Here is a 748-nt window from a genome sequence, read left to right on the forward strand (position 1 = left end):
CAGCGGGGATGAACAGACGATTGTGGGCACGGTTGTCTCCGGCCGTGATGTGCCGGTTGACGGGATCGAATCCAGTGTGGGGCTGTACATCAACACCTTGCCGCTCAGTGTGCCGTGGGCGGCAGATCGCAGTGTAATGACCGTTTTACAGACTATACAGAACGATATCGCCGCACTTAACAGCCACAGTGCCGTGTCACTCGCCAGTTTGCAGTCCGAAGGAGCACGTTTATTCCACAGCCTGCTGGTCTTTGAGAACTATCCGGCGCCTGTGACCGGAGATGGCGACAGTATTGAAAACAAACTGACCTTCCGTCAGGCTGTTGAAAAAGTGGATTACCCCGTCTTACTGATGGCCTATGAACAGGGCGACAGCCTGATCGTGAAATTGGGTTATGGAGAAGACTGGCTGACGAACGAACAGGCGGCACACATATTACACCAGCTTGAATGCATTCTGCGTGCGGTTGCCCGTGATCCTGACCAGCCCCACACGTCGGTGAATTTCCTCAGTGATGAAGAGCGTCACACCTTGTTGCATCTCTGGAACCAGACCGACGTACCGTATCCGCAGGCCAGGACATTGCCGCAGCAGTTTGAAGCCCGTGCCGCCGCTACGCCGGATAACATCGCGCTGGTGTTTGAAGGTACCACGCTGACCTACCGGCAGTTAAACGAACGGGCAAACCAACTGGCGGGCGTGATCCGCGCCCGTTACCAACAGCAGGGCCATCAGCCGATGCCGGCA

1 protein-coding gene is annotated in these 748 nt (G+C 56.3%); it reads left to right on the top strand.

The features are described 5' to 3' along the window. Nucleotides 1-748: condensation domain-containing protein (locus tag Xhom_RS25155; RefSeq protein WP_145957534.1), on the top strand; the 748-nt coding region annotated here is incomplete at both ends.

This window comes from Xenorhabdus hominickii (assembly GCF_002632725.1).
GTDB lineage: Bacteria > Pseudomonadota > Gammaproteobacteria > Enterobacterales > Enterobacteriaceae > Xenorhabdus > Xenorhabdus hominickii.